The organism is Catenuloplanes japonicus, assembly GCF_000717135.1.
GTDB classification, from domain to species: Bacteria; Actinomycetota; Actinomycetes; order Mycobacteriales; family Micromonosporaceae; genus Catenuloplanes; species Catenuloplanes japonicus.
Genome location: NZ_JNXY01000044.1, coordinates 48,817 through 64,209, shown reverse-complemented (window position 1 = coordinate 64,209; position 15,393 = coordinate 48,817). Strand labels below are relative to the sequence as shown.

Sequence of the window (15,393 nt, the reverse complement as noted above, 5' to 3'; positions counted from 1 at the left end):
CCTCGGTTCGGGAGAATGACGGCATGGACCTTTCCGTGCCCGTCCGGGTGAAGCCCGGTGCGTCCCGTGCGCGGGTCGGCGGTCGGCACGACGGCCCGCACGGCCCCGCGCTCGTCGTCGCCGTCAACGCGCCACCGGTCGACGGCCGCGCCACCGAGGCGGCTCGTAAGGCGCTGGCCGGCGCGCTCGGCGTACGCGCCGCGTCCGTCACGCTCAAGCTCGGCGCCGCCAGCCGCGACAAGCTCTTCCTCATCACGGACGCACCCGACGCGCTCGCGGAGACCGTCGACACCCTCCGGGACGGCCCGCCGTGACGGCCGCTGCTGGTTCCCGCCGGTGAGCGGCAACATAGACCTGGCGCTGTTGCTCGGCGCCGCGGTCGTGCTGCTCGCGGTCGCGGCGGTCCGCATCTCCACCCGCTTCGGCTTCCCCAGCCTGCTGGCCTATCTCGGGATCGGGCTGCTGATCGGCGAGGACGGGCTGGGCATCCGCTTCGACGATGCTGAGCTGACCCGCGTCCTCGGCTTCTGCGCGCTCATCGTGATCATCGCGGAGGGCGGCCTGACCGCGCGGATCAGCACGCTCCGCCCGGTCCTCGGCCTCGCGGCCGTGCTCTCCACGGTCGGTGTCGCGGTCAGCATCGTCACCGTCGGCGTGGTCGTCCACCTGCTGCTCGGCCTGGACTGGCGGCTGGCGCTGCTCTACGGCGCCGTGCTCTCCTCCACGGACGCGGCCGCGGTCTTCGCCACGCTGCGCCGTCTGCGCCTGCCACCGCGGCTGGTGGCCACGCTGGAGGCCGAGTCCGGCATGAACGACGCGCCGGTGGTCATCGTCGTGATCCTGCTCTCCACGACCGGCTTCGGCGTCCACCCGTGGTGGCACGAGCTGTCGATCATCGGGTACGAGCTGGTCGCCGGCGCCGCGATCGGCTACACGGTCGGCGCGGGTGGCCGCTGGCTGCTCCGGCACGCCGCGCTCCCGTCCGCCGGGCTCTACCCGATCGCGGCCGTGGCGCTGACCGTGCTCGCCTACGCGGCCGGCGCGGTCGCGCACGCGTCCGGCTTCCTCGCGGTCTACGTGGCCGGTGTGCTGCTCGGCAACGCGCGGCTGCCGCACCGGCAGGCGATCCTCGGGTTCGCGGACGGGCTGGCCTGGACCGCGCAGATCGGCCTGTTCGTGCTGCTCGGGCTGCTGGCCACGCCGGACCGGCTGCCCGGCGCGATCCTGGAGGCGCTGGTCGCGGGCCTGGCGCTGGTGCTGCTGGCACGGCCGCTGTCCGTGGTGATCTCGGCGTTGCCGTACACGCTGGCCGCGCCGCTGCGCCGGCGGATCCGGCTGGGCTGGCGGGAGCAGACGTTCCTGTCCTGGGCCGGGCTGCGCGGCGCGGTGCCGATCGTGCTGGCCACGATCCCGCTCTCCGCGTCGCTGCCCGGCGCGTCCCGGCTCTTCGACGTGGTCTTCGTGCTCGTGGTGATCTTCACGCTGGTGCAGGGCGGCACGCTGGCGCCGCTGGCCCGCCGCCTGGGCGTGGTGGGTGAGCCGGAGCCGACCGAGCTGTCCGTGGAGACCGCGCCGCTGGACCGGATGCACGCGGACCTGCTGACGCTCGACATCCCGCCGGAGTCACGGCTGCGCGGCGTGCACGTGGACGAGCTCCGGCTGCCGGTCGGCGCGTCCGTGACGCTGGTGATGCGCAACGGCGCCGGTTTCGTGCCGGCACCGGACACGCGGCTGCGCGTCGGGGACAGCCTGCTGATCGTGGCGACCGCGGACGTCCGGGAGGTCGCGGAACGGCGGCTGCGCGCGGTGAGCCGGCGTGGCCGGCTGGCGCGCTGGTTCAACGAGTACGGCGCGGACGGCGGCGCCCCGGACCGGTGATCACAGGCGGCGATTCAGACCCTAGGGCATTCGAGAAGGCATCTGTCGGAATCGCGATAATTTATCGGCCATATGTGGTGAAAACCGCTCACGCCGGTGCGCCCTGTTGTCGGATTCGCTTACGGTCCGTATTCTTGCGAACCTCTGGAGTGCATGGCGGCCCGCCGTGCACCCGTTTTGCACGCGGGGGGCGTCATGGCCAAGCGGGCGAACGTGGCCGAGAAAGTGACTACTAGCGACCAAGCTGCCACTGGCCGTAAGGTGTCGGGACGGATCGCGACCACGGCGGCGGCTGCCGCCAAGGGCGCGAACCGGGCGCGCACGAGCGCCACGACGAAGCCGGCCGCACCCGCCACCACGGGCACGGTCACCTCGCCGAACCGCGGGCCGGACCGCGGTTCGGGCCGAGGGCCGGCCCGGGGCGCGACGGCCGCGGGTGGGGGCGCGGGTGGCGGAGGCGCGGGCGCCGCGGTCACGGGCAGCGGCAAGGGCTCGGGGAACACGAGCGCGGCCGGCCGCAGCACGGCGAAGGCCGCGCCCGGCGCGGCAGCGAAGAAAACCACAGCGAAGATCGCAACCGGCGCGAAAGCGTCCGCGACCGGCACAAAGGCCGTGACCAGCGCGAAGGCCGCGACCGGCACGAAGGCCGCGACCGGCACGAAGGCCGCGGCAGGCGTGAAGCCCGTGGCCAGCGCGAAGGCCGTGACCAGCGCGAAGGCCGCCACCGGCACGAAGGCTGCGGCAGGCGTGAGGGCCGTGACCAGCGCGAAGGCCGCGACCGGCACGAAGGCCGCGGCAGGCGTCAAGGCTGCGGCAGGCGTGAAGGCCGTGACCGGCGCGAAGGCTGCGGCGGCCGGGGGCGGCGCGAGGGGTGTGACTTCTGCTCCCGGTGGGAAAACTGGGAGCGGCAAGAAGAGCACGACCACTGCGAGGCCGGCGACCAAGGCCGCCGAGGCGACCGGCAGGACCCCGGTTAACGATGTCGAGGGCGCGGCGAAGCCCTCGACCTCCCGAGCGTCGAAGTCGCAGGCGAAGAGCGCCGTCGCCGGCACGGCTACGCGGCCGGGGGTCACGTCCAAGGCCGCAGAAGCACCGGTCACGCCGGTCGTGGCGCGGAAGACCGCCGCCGGGTCCCGCGCGAAGACGCCGGGCAGGAAAGCCACAGACGCGAAAGCCACAGACGCGAAAGCCACAGACGCGAAAGCCACAGACGCGAAAGCCACAGACGCGAAAGCCGCACCGAGGACCAAAGCCGCACCGAGGACCAAAGCATCACCCCGCACCACCGAAGAGGGCAGCACTGCACGAGGTAATACCGCACCGAGTGGCGAGGGACAGCGCGCCACCCGGGCCGGGAGCAGGACGAAGGGCACGGAGACGAACCGGGCCAGGCCGGCCGCCGCACGCGCGGCGCGGGCTGACAAGGCACCGCCGACCGCCGCCGACAGCGCGGCCGAGGGAGCGACCACCATGGCGAAGGCAGCCGAGACCAAGACCCCGACCCGCAAGAGCTCGCCCGCGAAGGGCTCCCGCAGCGAGGCCGAGACCGAGAAGATCCGGGCCGCGCTCGCGGGCCGCCGGGACGAGCTCCGTCACGAGTACGATCACACTCTGATCGAGATCGCCGGTCTCCAGCGTGAGAGGCTGGGTGACTCGGCGGGCGACGACCAGGCTGACACCGGCACCAAGACGTTCGAACGCGAGCAGGAGATCACGCTCGCCAACAACCTCCTGGAGCGGATCAACCAGGTCGAGCGCGCGCTCGAGCGGCTCGATGAGGGACACTACGGCTGGTGCGAGCGGTGCGGTAACCCGATCCCGGTGGAGCGGCTCGCCGCGTTCCCGTCCGCCACCCGGTGTGTGGCGTGCAAGCAACTGGAGGAGCGGCGCTGATTCCGGCGCCGCCGGGGAGGACGGACCGGTGACGGTGGAGGCTGAGCAGCCGCCCGCAGAGGCCGAGGCCAGCAGGTACGGCAGCGTCCGGCGGGCGGTCGCCGTCCTGGTCTCGGTCGCGGCCGTGATGGTCGCGGCGGACCTGGCGACGAAGCAGCTGGCGCTCTCGACGCTGAACTATCGCGACGACGTGACGGTGATCCCGGGCGTGCTCTACTGGAGCCTGACCCGCAACAGCGGGGCCGCGTTCAGCCTCGGCTCCGACTACACGTGGATCTTCCCGCTGGTCACCATCGCGGTGGTGATCTGGATCGGCTGGATGGCGACCCGCCTGCGGTCGGTCCCGTGGGCGATCTCGCTCGGCCTGGTGCTGGGCGGCGCGCTCGGCAACCTGGGCGACCGGCTCTTCCGCGACCCGGGCCCGTTCCTCGGCCACGTGGTCGACTTCATCAGCGTCTTCCAGCCGAACGCGGGCGCGTTCCCGATCTTCAACGTGGCGGACAGCTCGCTCAGCATCGGCGTGGTGCTGGCGGTGCTGCTGGAGCTCACCGGACGGCAGCGGGACGGGTCCCGGATATCCTCTGAGGGCCGCAAGAAGCCGGCCCCCGGCAGCAGTGACGAAAAGGACAGCTCGAGCGCGTGACCCAGCCCCCCGGTGACACCCGATCTCTTCCCGTACCCGACGGCCTCGACGGACTGCGTCTCGACGCGGCCGTCTCCCGGCTGTTCGGGCTCTCCCGCACCGCAGCCGCCGCGATCGTGGAGGCCGGCGACGCGTTTGTCGACGGCACCCGGCGCGGCAAATCAGACAAGGTCTCCGGCGGCTCCTGGCTGGAGGTGACGCTGCCGGCCCCGGTCGCGCCGCCCACCGTGGTCGCGGAGACCGTGGAGGGCCTGCGGGTCGTCCACTCCGACGACGACATCGTGGTGGTCGACAAGCCGGTCGGCGTCGCGGCCCACCCGAGCCCCGGCTGGACCGGCCCGACCGTGATCGGCGGCCTGGCCGGCCTCGGTCACACGATCGCGACCAGCGGCGCCGCCGAGCGTCAGGGCGTGGTGCACCGGCTCGACGTCGGCACCACCGGCCTCATGGTGGTGGCGAAGAGCGAGCACGCGTACACGGTGCTCAAGCGCGCGTTCAAGGAGCGCGAGGTGGACAAGATCTACCACGCGGTCGTGCAGGGCCACCTGGATCCGCTGCGTGGCACGATCGACGCGCCGATCGACCGGCACCCGTCCGCGGACTGGAAGTGGGCCGTGATGACCGGCGGCAAGCCGAGCATCACGCACTACGACACGGTCGAGGCGTTCCGGTCGGCGAGCCTGGTCGAGGTGAAGCTGGAGACCGGCCGCACCCACCAGATCCGCGTGCACATGTCCGCGATGCGGCATCCGTGCGTGGGCGACCTCACCTACGGCGCGGACCCGACGCTCTCCCAGCGGGCCGGCCTGGGCCGTCAGTGGCTGCACGCGCACGAGCTGGGTTTCGTGCACCCGGGGACGTACGAGCCGGTGCGGTTCGTCAGCCCTTACCCGGACGATCTGCAGAACTCGCTCGACGTGCTGCGCGCGGCGAGTTGACCGGTCTGCTGCGGCGGCTCGACGACCGGCTCCTGCCGCCGCTCGGCCGCGGGATGGCACGCCTCGGGCGTACCCCCGCGCGGTTGAAGGTGTTGACCGGAGCCGCCGTGGCGGCGTCCACGGCGGTGCTGCTGACCGCGGTCTGGGCCGCGGACCGGCGACCGCCGTCCGGCGATCAGACCGTGGGCGACGTGGTCCGGGTGGGTGTCGCCGAGGGCGATTCGATCCCGGGGTACGCGGCCGCCTCCGCCTCGGAGCTGGCCGTGCTGGTCGATCCGACCGCGATGTATGCGCTGGTGTCGTTCACCGGGTACCTCGCGCCGGACCGGGTGACCACCGCGCTGGACGGCCGGGTCGTCGCCATGGTGGTCGGGCGTGTGCAGCTGGACAGGACCCAGACGGAGATCGTCCGGATCGCGGTGCAGCGGCTGCCCGCGGACCTGGTGGGCGGCATGGCCGTGATCGCGGAGCGCAAGGACAAGGAGGCTGCCGACTACCGGCGGCTGAGCGCGAAGCTGACCGGTGACTCGGCGCAGGAGCGGGAGTTGCGCACCGTGTACGACAGCGGCGCGAAAGTGTCCTCGGACGAGGCGGCCGCGTACCGTGACGGCTGTTCGTGCTTCTACGCGGCCGTGATTCGGGCCACGCCGGTGGAGATGACCGAGCTTGCCAAACGGCCCGGGATCAGGGTCGTCGACCCGGCTCCCGAGCTCGTTCGCCTGGACCGGGCCGTGCTTCTGCCGCCGCTGCCGGAACAGACGGACGTGGTCAGGCCTCCTGTGGACGGTCTCACAGAATCCATGGCTCCGGCAGGCGCACCCGTGACGCCGAGCGGCCGATAGGGGAGAATGACAGCATCCCGGCGCGGCTCCACGCGTTGAACCTTCGGCGGCGCGGCAGCCTCAGCACTCGTGACCACGTCACGGCGTGTGACAGCAACAGCGCGGACAGCGTGGTTCGGCGATCGGGGCGGTGGCAGCACGATCAGGCACGCATCGTTATGGTCTGCGGAGTCCGGCGGTTTTCGGTTGTCGGCCGGGCGATTGGGATGAGGATGCGGGTGTGGCCTGAAGCGGGTTTCCTTCGTAGCCTGTCAGACAGACCATTGGCGCTGGGAGGATGCATCCGTGGAGGGCACCGATACCGACTGGGGTCGGGCGCAGGAACCGCCGCCGCGTTGGCGCGCGCTTCTTGACCGTGCCCTGCTCGGTGGCCGGACCGGGGAGCATGCCCAGGTGAACGCCGACCGAACGGGACGCGGCGCACCGGGTGACCCAGCTTACCCAGCGAACGGACATAACGGGCATCCCGGCGCGAACGGGTATCCGGACGCGAACGGTTACCCCGAGGGCGGTAACCGGTACAACGCCCCTAACGGGTATTCCGAGGGACGGAACTACTTCGATCCGGCACCGCCCGGCGGGCCCGGTTACGAGCCCGCGCCGCCGCCGGAGAATCCGTTGCCGCGCCGCCCGCAGCGCACGCCGTCGTCGTCCTCCTACGGGGCCGCGGTCAACGGCCGTCAGGAGCCGGTGCAGCCGCCGCCCGTGCCATCGCGTGACCAGGGCATGCCCCGTCGTCCGGCGTACCCGCCGAGCGGTGGCGCCTACGGTGGCGGCCCGTCCCTGCAGCCGCCGCCGGTGGCCCCGGGGCCGGACGAGCAGGAGTCGCGTTACGCGGCCCTGGACTCCCGCTACGGGTCCGCGCCGCCCGCGCGCTACCCGGCGAACCCGCCCGCGCCCCCGGTGCCGCAGACGCCCCCTCAGCCACCCGCGGAGCCTCGCTACGGTGCCGCGGCCGTGCCGCAGGCCTACGCCGCACCGCCGGAGACGCGCGACCTTCCGCCGATCGAGTCGCGCTACTCGATCCTGTCCCCGCCCGGCTACACGCCGCCGCCTCCGCCGCCGTCGGCCCCCGCGGCAGCCCCGGTCGCGCCGCCACCGCCCGAGCCCGAACAGCCGGGCCGCTTCCAGGCGAAATCCGTCGGGTTCCTCGGCAACGCGCCCGAGCCGGCCCGCCCCGCGCTGGACGTGGAGACCGAGCGCGCGATCAGCGTGCTCAAGCGCGACCTGGGCGGACCTCGGGTGCTGGCGTTCGCCAACCCCAAGGGCGGCGTGCACAAGACCACCGCGACCGTGCTCGCCTCGGCCGCGGTCGGCAGCGTGCGCGGCAAGGGCGTGCTGGCCTGGGACGACAACGAGCTGCGCGGCACGCTCGGCCTGCGGGCCGGCAGCGCCCGGCACGCGCGCACGGTCCGGCACCTGATCTCGGAGCTGGCCCAGATCGAGATCACGCACGGCGCCGAGCTGCTCGACCGGCTGGACGACTTCCTCCGGCACGCCTCCGACGGGTCGTACGACGTGCTGGCCGGCGAGGAGAACCCGCGCTTCGCCCAGCGCCTCGACCAGCACACGGTCCGCCGCGTGCTGGAGCTGCTGCGGCGTACCCACGACGTGATCTGCGTGGACACCGGCAACAACGTCGAGAGCGTGAACTGGCAGACCGTGCTGCAGGCCGCGGATCAGCTCGTGGTCACCACGGTCCCGCGCGAGGACGCCGCGTTCACCGCGGACTGGATGCTCGACCTGCTCGACGACGTCGGCATGAGCGACCTTGTGTCCAACGCGGTGACGCTCATCTCCTGCCCCACGCCCGGCAAGTCGCCGTTGCTGGACGACCTGGAGAAGCACTTCAAGACGCGTACCCGTGCGGTCGCGATCGTCCCCTACGACCCGGCGCTGGAGACCGGTGCTTCCATCGAGTACCACCAGCTCCAGCCCGAGACGCGAAACGCCTGGCTGCGGGCCACCTCGATGATGCTGGAACCGTTCGCCCGCTGAGCGGTGCACGGGTCCCGGCACCGCGGGCGCGCGGGCCTGAGAGGATCGGTCCGTGAGCGCGTCCAGTTGGCAGCCCGGCCTCAGCAGCGTCCCGGCGGAACCGCAGCCGGTCTACGACGACGTCGCGCCGCCCGGCCCGCCGCCACCGCCGCTCGGGCGCGAGATCGCCTGGTCGGTCGGCGCCGGCCTGGTGATCGCCGTGCTCGGTGCGCCGCTCGGCCTGCTGTGGGCCGCGCTCGCGCCGGACGTGCCGGTCGTGCAGGGGGAGAACGGGCCGCTGCTCACGTCCGCGCAGCCGGAGCAGTTCGTGGCCGCGGATGCCTGGTACACGTTCCTCGGCGTCGCGTTCGGCATCCTGATCGCGATCGGCGCCTGGTTCGCGCTGCGCCGCTACCGGGGCGCGATCGCGCTGGCCGGCGTGACGCTCGGCGCGATCGGTGCCGCGATCGTCGCGTGGAAGGTCGGCCGGCTCATCGGCCTCGACGAGTACGAGCAGCTCAAGGCCGCCGCCGCGGTCGGTGACCGGTTCACGAAGCCGGCCGATCTGCGCGCCGGCGAGCTGCACATGTTCCTCGGCTACGTCCCCGGCCTCCGCGGCGACCTGCTGGCCGCGCCGCTGGCCGCGGCCGCCACCTACACGCTGCTCGCCGGCTGGTCCCGCTGGCCCTCGCTGCGCCCCGAGCCCGAGCCGCCCTTCTTCCCCGCGCCCTACGCGCTCGCGGACCCTTCCTTCGCCTCCGTGACGCCGGACGCCGATGTCGCTCCTGCCGTGCCGGGCGCGGAGCCGTCGTCGGCGCTCACGACGCCGGGCGCGGACGACCCCTCGGTTCCGGCCGTGCCGCCTGCCGCTTCTCCGGCCGCGCCCGCAGCCGAAACGGTCACGCCGCGGGCCGATTCCTCTGGCGAGAGCACCGAAGAGCCCTCAAAGGCCTAAATTCAAGAGCCTGATCTGCCGATCTGGTCTCGCATCACCTGCCGAGGCCTCCCGGCGACACCGGTCGTCGCTGGCGCTCCTCCCTGCCAGGTCCGTGGTCGCACGATCAACCCCATAGCGGGCGAATGGGTGTGATGACGCGAAATATCGGGCAGGGGGCGGTGGCGCCCAGCCGTGCGCCGCGGCGCCGGGATCTGCGGGCTGTGGGGACTCTGTTGCCCATTCCTGCCGGTGCACTTACTGAGCTTTCGGTGTCAGGGGCGGGCTACCGGGATCACGCGGGACTTTATTTCGTGAAATTTCGGGCACGGAGTGCCCGTCGATCAGGGCGGGTACAGACCTCGACGCCGAGAGCGCAGCAGTCGCGACGGGGTTCATGCGGCTCCGCGCCTGGCCGCGCGCCGCGCGCCGACTACTCCGCCGGCGTGGCACCGGGCGCGTCGGCGGGGGAGAGGTGGCCGAGCAGCAGTCTTCCCTGCAGCGGAATCGGGCGGCTCGGCGAGCCGGGTTCGTCCGGGGGCGGACGCTCGCGCCCGAAATTTCGGCATATACGACCTGATTCATGCTCGCCGTTGTTGCCGTTCGATGGTGAAGCTTCCCGGTTAGCTCTCTGTGCCTCTCCTGGGCAGGGTAGGCCCGGCTCATGGCTTCTCTTTCAGCGGGCCGACTGCCGCTTCCGGTCTTGATCAACGGTCGCCTGTACGGTTTCCACGGTCTCAGGCAGTCAAAGCGTGGAAAACGTACAGGCGACCGTTGATCAAGGTCCGTCGCGGTCCAGGTGCGGGTGCGTCGACCTAGGCGACCGCGAGCGCGCCGAGGTCCGGGTGGGGGCGCCACGTTCTCGCCGGTCTATGAGATGACATATCCGGCATCGGGTGCCGGGTCCTTGTGGGGCGATCGCGCGGGCCTTACCGCTCGCGGTGCCCGTCGTGAACGGGCGGCAGGGTGTGGCGGTCGGACTTGCCGGCCGTGGAGGCGGAGCTGAGGTTTGTGGTCGTCCGGATTCGGTGGGCCGGTGCGGGTTTTTCGGGACCAGCGACGGGACCGGCAGGGAGGAGCGCCAGCGACGACCGGTGCCCGCGGGAGCAACGCTGCCGGACCACCCGCGGAGTGGGAAGATCCAGATCTTGATTTTGATCTTGGAGTGATCGGTCTGAAGCGGTTTCGGCCGGATCCGTTTCGCGCGGAGCGCCCGTGCCGCAAAAGGCGGGCAGGCTGCTGACGGTCGCCCTCAGTTGGGGCTGGACGGGGTGGCGTAGTCGGAGAGCGGGACCGGGACCGCGCGGACGCTGCGGAAGAGCGTGGCCTCGCGGGTCAGGAGCTTGAGCTCGGCGCGGAGGCGGGCGGCGGTGTCGGTGGCGGCCAGGAGCGCCTGGCGGTCCTCGACGGTGAAGGCGCCGGTGGCCGCGACCAGGTGGGAGAGCGTGGTCGGGTCGTCGGGCAGCTGCTCGGCGGTGTCCGGATTTTCGGGGCGCATCAGGCGCAGGTACTCGCGGAAGGTGGCGAGCACGCGCGGGGCCAGCAGGTCGGCCACGTCCTCGGCGCCGGCGGGCTCGGGGAGCCACTCGACCTGGGCGACCAGGTACGGCGCCGGGTCCGGCATGACCTCGGTGATCCGGAAGCGGCGGCGGCCGACGGTGAGCAGGTCGTACTGCCCGTCGGGCAGCTCGGTCACCTGGCGGACCTCGGCGGTGCAGCCGATCTCGTGGAGTGTGACGCGCGCGGCAGCGGCGTCGGGGCCGGCGGGGCTCGCGGGCAGCACCTCCCAGCCGCTGCGGATCGCGACCACGCCGAACTCGCGTGGGGTGTCGGGGCGGGAGACGAGGTCGCGGACAAGCTCGCGGTACCGCTCCTCGAAGATGTGGAGCGGCATCACCAGGCCGGGGAAGAGCACCGTGCCCAGCGGAAACACCGGCAGCCGCGTCACCACGCCACGAGCGTAGCGGAACGATCCCGGCCCGTGACCCCCGCGGCCTTCCCGATCTGGATCGCTCATGACTGTCTCACCCGATCATCGTGGCGCATCGGAGACGGTTCCGCTGCGTTATCGTCCCGGCAGCCGGACTGGCCGGGGCCCCGGCCGGGCACGCCGAATAGACTCCCAAGGGTGTTGAATCGGATCGACCTGCGGAGCGCGGCCGACGCCGCGGTCCCGCGTGGCCTGCTGCCCCGTGCCCAGCTCGACGTCTCGGTCGCGACCGAGAGCATCCGCCCGCTCGTGGAGGCGGTGCGCGAGCATGGGTTCCCGGCCATCCGCGAGGCGACCGAGCGGTTCGACGGCGTGCGTCTGGAGCGGCTGCGCGTGCCGGCCGAGGCGATCGCCGCGTCGCTGTCCGCGCTGGAGCCCGAGGTCAGGGCCGCGCTGGAGGAGGCGATCGCGCGCGTCCGCAAGGTCCACGCCGATCAGCGGCGGCAGGACGTGACCACGCAGGTCGCGCCCGGCGGCACGGTCACCGAGCGCTGGCTGCCGGTGTCCCGCGTGGGGCTGTACGTGCCCGGCGGCCTGGCCATGTACCCGTCGACCGTGGTGATGAACGTGGTGCCGGCCCAGATCGCGGGCGTGGACGCGCTGGTCGTGGCCAGCCCGCCGCAGAAGGAGAACGGCGGCCTGCCGGACGCCCGGGTGCTGGCCGCGTGCGCGCTGCTCGGCGTGGACGAGGTGTACGCGGCCGGCGGCGCGCAGGCGATCGCGATGCTCGGCTACGGCTCCACCGGCGCGTTCGACGGCGACGGGTGTGCGCCGGTCGACGTGATCACCGGCCCCGGCAACATCTGGGTGACCGCGGCGAAGCGGCTGCTGCGCGGCGTGGTCGGCATCGACGCGGAGGCCGGCCCGACCGAGATCGCGATCCTGGCCGACGACACGGCCGACCCGGTGCACGTCGCCGCCGACCTGATCAGCCAGGCCGAGCACGACCCGCTGGCCGCGAGCGTGCTGGTCACGCCGTCGGCGGCGCTGGCGGAGGCGGTCGAGGCGGCGCTTGCCACGATGGTCGCGGCCACCAAGCACGCGGAGCGGGTCACCACGTCGCTGACCGGTTCTCAGTCGGGGATCGTTCTCGTCAATGATCTGGAGCAGGGCCTGCGCGTGGTGGACGCCTACGCGGCCGAGCACCTGGAGATCCAGACGCGGGACGCGCGCGCGTGGGCGATGCGGGTGCGCAACGCCGGCGCGATCTTCGTCGGGCCGTATGCGCCGGTGTCGCTGGGTGACTACTGCGCCGGGTCCAACCACGTGCTGCCGACCGGCGGGTGCGCGCGTCACCAGTCCGGCCTGTCCGTGCAGTCGTTCCTGAAGAACGTGCACATCATCGAGTACGACGAGGCGGCGCTGCGCGAGGTCGCGTCGCACGTGGTCGCGCTCGCCACGGTGGAGGATCTGCCCGCGCACGGCGAGGCCGTGACCGCACGGTTCCCGGGAGGGCTGGCGTGACCACGATCGACGACCTGCCGATCCGGGACGATCTGCGGGGGATGAGCCCGTACGGCGCGCCCCAGCTGGACGTGCCGGTGCGGCTGAACACGAACGAGAACTCGTACCCGGTGCCGGACGAGGTGGCCGACGCGATCGGCAAGGCGCTCCAGGCCGAGCTGCGCGACCTCAACCGCTACCCGGACCGGGACGCGGTCGCGCTGCGCGCCGCGCTGGCGGACTACCTGGGCCACGATCTGACCACCGCGCACGTGTGGGCGGCGAACGGGTCGAACGAGATCCAGCAGCAGCTGCTGCAGGCGTTCGCCGGGCCGGGCCGGGTCGCGCTCGGCTTCACGCCGGCGTACTCGATGCACCCGCTGCTCGCGCTCGGCACCGGCACCACGTGGGTGGACGGCTACCGCGCCGCCGACTTCGGGCTCTCCGCGGCGCACGCGGTGGAGCAGATCCGCAAGCACGCGCCGGACCTGGTGTTCCTCTGCTCGCCGAACAATCCGACCGGCACCGCGCTGGACCCGGCCGTGGTCGCGGCCGTGCTGGACGCCGCGCCCGGCATGGTGGTCGTCGACGAGGCGTACGCGGAGTTCGCCCGGCCCGGCACGCCCAGCGCGCTCGAGGTGCTGCCCGGCCACCCGAGGCTGGTGGTCACGCGCACGATGAGCAAGGCGTTCGGGTTCGCCGGCGGACGGCTCGGCTACCTGGCCGCGGACCCGGCCGTGGTGGACGCGGTGCAGCTGGTCCGGTTGCCGTACCACCTGTCGTCGCTGACCCAGGCCGCGGCGCGGGCCGCGCTGTCGCACCGCGCGGCGCTGCTCGGCACGGTCGAGGCGATCAAGGTCGAGCGGGACCGGATCGTGTCGGTGCTGCGGAGCCGGGGCCTGGACGTGGCCGACAGTGACGCCAATTTCGTGCTTTATCGGGTTAAGTCCGACCAGAAAACCGCGTGGCGCGCGCTGCTTGACCGTGGTGTTCTCGTGCGGGACGTCGGGCTGCCCGGATGGCTGCGCGTCACGGCCGGCACGCCCGAAGAGACCGACGCTTTCCTGAACGCGATGGAGGAACTGCCGCAATGAGCCGACGGGCGCGGATCGACCGCACCACCAACGAGACCAAGGTGCGCATCGAGCTGGACCTGGACGGGACCGGCAAGGGCGACATCAGCACCGGGGTCGGCTTCTTCGACCACATGCTGAACCAGATCGCCAAGCACGGCGGGTTCGACCTGACCGTGCACACAGAGGGCGACCTGGAGATCGACGCGCATCACACCATGGAGGACACGGCGCTGGCGCTGGGCACCGCGTTCGCGGAGGCGCTCGGCGACAAGGCGGGCATCCGGCGGTACGGGTCCGCGACCATCCCGATGGACGAGGTGCTGGTCCGGGCCGCGCTGGACCTGTCCGGCCGGCCGTACATGGTGCACGACGAGCCGCTGCTCACGCCGTACATCGGGCCGGTCTACGCGACCAGCATGACGCGGCACATCTGGGAGTCGTTCGCGCAGACCGCGAAGATGACGCTGCACGTGTCCGTGCTGCGCGGCGCGCGCGAGGGCGGCCACCCGGACGCGCACCACGTGGTGGAGGCGCAGTTCAAGGCCGTGTCCCGGGCGCTGCGCGAGGCGGTGGAGATCGATCCCCGGAACGCGGGGGCGATCCCGTCCACCAAGGGCACGCTGTGAGCTCGGCCGAGGGCACGCGGTGACTTCTGTCGTACCCCTGCTGCTTCTTGCTCTTGCGGGGATTCTGGCCGGTGGGGCGTTGTCGCTCCGCCGGCAGAAGGCGACCACGTTCTCGATAGTGATCACCGGTCTGCTCGCCGTGCTGGCCGCGGCGGGCGGCATCCTGTGGCTGATTCCCGAGTAGGGGGCTGACGATCATGACCAAGCGCGTGGTGATCCTGGACTACGGCTCCGGCAACCTGCGCTCGGCCGAGCGCGCGCTGGAGCGCGCCGGTGCGGACGTGACGGTCACCGCCGACCTGACCGCGGCCGCGGCCGCGGACGGCCTGGTCGTGCCCGGCGTCGGCGCGTACGCGGCCTGCATGGCCGGTGTGGAGGCGATCGACGCCGGCCCGATGGTCGCGGCCCGTGTCGCGGCCGGCCGGCCCGTGCTGGGCATCTGCGTGGGCGCGCAGATCCTGTTCGAGTACGGCGACGAGCACGGCACCGTGACCAAGGGCCTCGGCCTGCTGCCGGGCGGCGTGACCCGGTTGCGCGCCACGCGCATCCCGCACATGGGATGGAACACGGTCACCGTGCCGGACGGCAGCCGCCTGATGGCCGGCATGCCGGACGACGCGCGGTTCTACTTCGTGCACTCCTACGCCGCGTCCGGCCTGGACGCGCTGGAGGACGCGCTGGTCACCACGGCCGCGCACGACGAGCCGTTCGTGGCCGCGGTCGAGCACGGCGCGCTGTCCGCCGCCCAGTTCCACCCGGAGAAGTCCGGCGACACCGGCGCCCGTCTGCTCCGGAACTGGATCGCGCAGCTGTGAGCAAGGAGCGTGCCCTCCGGCGCACGGCCCGGCTGGCCGACGCGGAACACAAGCGCGCGGCGCGGGCGGCCGTGGCGTCGCGCCGCCAGAAGCGCAAGGACATCACGCACAAACTGACGCCGAAGCTGCCGGACCGGCGCACCGGGCGGTTGCAGCCGAGGCGGACCGCCACCCAGCGGGCCGCGATCGTCATGCTCACGCTGCTGTCCGTCATGGTGGTCTGGTACCTGGTCGACGACCTGGTGATGCGCCTGATCATCGTGCTGGTCCTCATCCTCGCCCTCCCCGCGCTGATCGTGATCGCGCTGGACCGAAGAAACTCATGATCAAGGAGAATC

16 protein-coding genes are annotated in these 15,393 nt (G+C 72.4%); 14 read left to right on the top strand and 2 right to left on the bottom strand.

Annotated features, from left to right (window positions below; genetic code table 11):
- Window positions 1-23: 23 nt before the first annotated feature.
- Together OP04_RS44530 and OP04_RS44525 are read left to right on the top strand one after the other, a co-directional pair.
- Window positions 24-314 (top strand): DUF167 domain-containing protein, encoded by a 291-nt coding sequence (locus OP04_RS44530; RefSeq protein ID WP_033346098.1) that lies wholly within the window; start codon window positions 24-26, stop codon window positions 312-314.
- 22 nt (window positions 315-336) lie between these two features.
- Window positions 337-1,878: a potassium/proton antiporter gene (locus tag OP04_RS44525; RefSeq protein ID WP_033346097.1), complete on the top strand. Its 1,542-nt coding sequence runs from the start codon at window positions 337-339 to the stop codon at window positions 1,876-1,878.
- 119 nt (window positions 1,879-1,997) lie between these two features.
- Here the strand turns inward: OP04_RS44525 and OP04_RS55120 are convergent, their stop codons facing one another.
- Window positions 1,998-3,041: a hypothetical protein gene (locus OP04_RS55120; protein WP_198154222.1), complete on the bottom strand. Its 1,044-nt coding sequence runs from the start codon at window positions 3,039-3,041 to the stop codon at window positions 1,998-2,000.
- Between the two features lie 307 nt (window positions 3,042-3,348).
- On the opposite strand from OP04_RS55120, the gene OP04_RS54175 reads away from it, so the two are divergent.
- The 6 genes from OP04_RS54175 to OP04_RS44490 all read left to right on the top strand — a co-directional run bounded on the left by OP04_RS54175 (window position 3,349) and on the right by OP04_RS44490 (window position 9,126).
- A complete protein-coding gene (locus tag OP04_RS54175; protein ID WP_033346095.1) occupies window positions 3,349-3,771 on the top strand; it encodes a TraR/DksA family transcriptional regulator in 423 nt (140 codons plus the stop codon).
- On the top strand, window positions 3,653-4,414 hold the full coding sequence (gene lspA / locus OP04_RS44510; RefSeq protein WP_085067271.1) for a signal peptidase II: 762 nt from the start codon (window positions 3,653-3,655) through the stop codon (window positions 4,412-4,414). Before OP04_RS54175 ends, lspA begins: the two co-directional genes overlap by 119 nt.
- Window positions 4,411-5,352, top strand: a complete 942-nt coding sequence (locus OP04_RS44505; RefSeq protein ID WP_033346094.1) for an RluA family pseudouridine synthase — start codon at window positions 4,411-4,413, stop codon at window positions 5,350-5,352. Before lspA ends, OP04_RS44505 begins: the two co-directional genes overlap by 4 nt.
- A complete protein-coding gene (locus tag OP04_RS44500; protein ID WP_051800011.1) occupies window positions 5,349-6,194 on the top strand; it encodes a hypothetical protein in 846 nt (281 codons plus the stop codon). The genes OP04_RS44505 and OP04_RS44500 overlap by 4 nt, the downstream gene beginning before the upstream one ends.
- A gap of 285 nt (window positions 6,195-6,479) precedes the next feature.
- A complete protein-coding gene (locus OP04_RS44495; RefSeq protein ID WP_063746885.1) occupies window positions 6,480-8,192 on the top strand; it encodes a MinD/ParA family ATP-binding protein in 1,713 nt (570 codons plus the stop codon).
- 52 nt (window positions 8,193-8,244) lie between these two features.
- On the top strand, window positions 8,245-9,126 hold the full coding sequence (locus OP04_RS44490) for a DUF2567 domain-containing protein (RefSeq protein ID WP_051800010.1): 882 nt from the start codon (window positions 8,245-8,247) through the stop codon (window positions 9,124-9,126).
- 1,231 nt (window positions 9,127-10,357) lie between these two features.
- On the opposite strand, the gene OP04_RS44485 is transcribed toward OP04_RS44490, so the two are convergent.
- Complete coding sequence (locus OP04_RS44485) at window positions 10,358-11,056, bottom strand: LON peptidase substrate-binding domain-containing protein (RefSeq protein WP_033346093.1); 699 nt, start codon at window positions 11,054-11,056, stop codon at window positions 10,358-10,360.
- Window positions 11,057-11,233: 177 nt separating this feature from the next.
- On the opposite strand from OP04_RS44485, the gene hisD reads away from it, so the two are divergent.
- From hisD to OP04_RS44460, 6 genes are read left to right on the top strand one after another with little or no spacing between them, the layout of a single operon-like run.
- Window positions 11,234-12,559: a histidinol dehydrogenase gene (gene hisD, locus OP04_RS44480; RefSeq protein ID WP_033346092.1), complete on the top strand. Its 1,326-nt coding sequence runs from the start codon at window positions 11,234-11,236 to the stop codon at window positions 12,557-12,559.
- Window positions 12,556-13,632, top strand: a complete 1,077-nt coding sequence (locus tag OP04_RS44475) for a histidinol-phosphate transaminase (protein ID WP_033346091.1) — start codon at window positions 12,556-12,558, stop codon at window positions 13,630-13,632. The genes hisD and OP04_RS44475 overlap by 4 nt, the downstream gene beginning before the upstream one ends.
- Window positions 13,629-14,240 (top strand): imidazoleglycerol-phosphate dehydratase HisB, encoded by a 612-nt coding sequence (hisB, locus tag OP04_RS44470; protein WP_033346090.1) that lies wholly within the window; start codon window positions 13,629-13,631, stop codon window positions 14,238-14,240. Before OP04_RS44475 ends, hisB begins: the two co-directional genes overlap by 4 nt.
- 19 nt (window positions 14,241-14,259) lie before the next feature.
- Entirely contained in the window at window positions 14,260-14,424 is a 165-nt protein-coding gene (locus OP04_RS55115; protein WP_198154220.1) for a hypothetical protein, read from the top strand.
- Window positions 14,425-14,437: 13 nt separating this feature from the next.
- Window positions 14,438-15,055 (top strand): imidazole glycerol phosphate synthase subunit HisH, encoded by a 618-nt coding sequence (gene hisH / locus OP04_RS44465; RefSeq protein ID WP_033346089.1) that lies wholly within the window; start codon window positions 14,438-14,440, stop codon window positions 15,053-15,055.
- On the top strand, window positions 15,052-15,381 hold the full coding sequence (locus tag OP04_RS44460) for a hypothetical protein (protein WP_033346088.1): 330 nt from the start codon (window positions 15,052-15,054) through the stop codon (window positions 15,379-15,381). Before hisH ends, OP04_RS44460 begins: the two co-directional genes overlap by 4 nt.
- The last annotated feature ends 12 nt before the right edge of the window (window positions 15,382-15,393 follow it).

What these genes read in the sequence shown, in the direction of transcription:
- OP04_RS44530 (WP_033346098.1), top strand. Translation starts at nt 24, where the DNA reads ATGGACCTTTCCGTGCCCGTCCGGGTGAAGCCCGGTGCGTCCCGTGCG.
- OP04_RS54175 (WP_033346095.1), top strand. Translation starts at nt 3,349, where the DNA reads ATGGCGAAGGCAGCCGAGACCAAGACCCCGACCCGCAAGAGCTCGCCC.
- lspA (WP_085067271.1), top strand. Translation starts at nt 3,653, where the DNA reads ATGAGGGACACTACGGCTGGTGCGAGCGGTGCGGTAACCCGATCCCGG.
- hisB (WP_033346090.1), top strand. Translation starts at nt 13,629, where the DNA reads ATGAGCCGACGGGCGCGGATCGACCGCACCACCAACGAGACCAAGGTG.
- hisH (WP_033346089.1), top strand. Translation starts at nt 14,438, where the DNA reads ATGACCAAGCGCGTGGTGATCCTGGACTACGGCTCCGGCAACCTGCGC.